The sequence below is a fragment of the Ruminococcus sp. CAG:379 genome, assembly GCF_000434255.1.
Lineage (GTDB): Bacteria > Bacillota > Clostridia > Oscillospirales > Ruminococcaceae > Ruminococcus_F > Ruminococcus_F champanellensis.
Map to the genome: position 1 here is coordinate 8069 of NZ_FR894836.1, position 1129 is coordinate 9197.

The 1129-nt window shown below is 52.2% G+C and carries 2 protein-coding genes and 1 tRNA gene; 2 read left to right on the forward strand and 1 reads right to left on the reverse strand.

The features are described 5' to 3' along the window. Both QVO51_RS02470 and QVO51_RS02475 read left to right on the forward strand, forming a co-directional pair. On the forward strand, positions 1 to 263 hold a 263-nt coding region (locus tag QVO51_RS02470), incomplete at its 5' end, for a peptidoglycan-binding domain-containing protein (protein WP_288167777.1). 153 nt (positions 264 to 416) lie between these two features. Further along, on the forward strand, positions 417 to 704 hold the full coding sequence (locus QVO51_RS02475; protein ID WP_015559301.1) for a ribosomal protein L32: 288 nt from the start codon (positions 417 to 419) through the stop codon (positions 702 to 704). Positions 705 to 834: 130 nt separating this feature from the next. Here the strand turns inward: QVO51_RS02475 and QVO51_RS02480 are convergent. Beyond that, a tRNA-Pro gene (locus tag QVO51_RS02480) sits at positions 835 to 910 on the reverse strand. Between the last annotated feature and the right edge of the window lie 219 nt (positions 911 to 1129).

Genomic DNA, 1129 nt, shown 5'->3' on the forward strand with positions numbered 1-1129 from the left:
ATCCTGCCACCACAGAAGCGGCAACGGAGCCGGAACCGGAGGGGTGTCCCTATGCAGAGCCCACGGACACGGTAAAGCCCGGCGCAGAGGGGGAGGACGTAAAGTGGATCCAGTGGCAGCTGGTGCGGCAGGGCGCAGAGCTGGAGATCACCGGGGCGTTTGACGAGGACACCCGGCAGGCGGTGCAGGCGTTCCAGAGCGATCGGGATATGAAGGCTGACGGCATCGTCGGGGAGGAGACAAGGGAGAAGCTGGGGGAGTGAGAGATTGTAAAAGCAGCAAAAACAGAACCCCATAATTGTGCAGAATGCCGATTTTTCTGTATTTTTACAATAAAACATTGAAATAAGCCCTGTCTTGTGTTAAACTATTAAAAGAAACCAAAACCGATCCGCATGCACATACAGGAGGGCATTATGAGAAACATGGAGGACAAGATCCACGCCAAACAATATATGGAGTGCAACCACTGCGGGGAACTGATCCCGGAGAAAACCCGGCGCTGCCCCCATTGCGGCAAGCTGCAGGTGTCCGCCGGCGTAATCGCCCTGATGATTCTGATCCTGTGTATGATCCTGGCGGTGATCCTTGCCATCCCCCTGTTTTTCGGACATTTCATGGACAAAGCGGAGGAATATGCAAACGATTTCGGGCAGCAGGTTCAGTCCCATTACAGCAGCGGGGCGGATTCCCTGCCGGAATGACCGGAGGATGGACGGCGTTCCTGGTGGGTGATGCAGGGTATTTGCAGACGTAGTGCCCTCGCAGGATTTCCCCTACAAAAAAAGAAACCGCACAGAACGGACAAAAGCCCAATTCTGTGCGGTTTTTGCATGGTCTGAGTGACGGGACTTGAACCCACGGCCTCTACCACCCCAAGGTAGCGCGCTACCAACTGCGCCACACCCAGACACGGGGGTCAGTAGTCAGATCAACTGACTACATGATATTATAGCATGTCCATCCGGATTTGTCAACAGGAAATTCAAAAAATTTTTTCCTTTGGCGGATTGTATAGCTTTCGCAAATGGACTTTGTGCAGATTTCATAGGTTTTGCCTTGTTATCTCCGTAAGAATTGACTTTTCCCACAGATGCTGTTATACTTTTAAGGCAACACCGCACAAAGA

Coding starts and splice junctions, on each gene's coding strand:
- QVO51_RS02475 (WP_015559301.1), top strand. CDS start 417: ATGAGAAACATGGAGGACAAGATCCACGCCAAACAATATATGGAGTGC.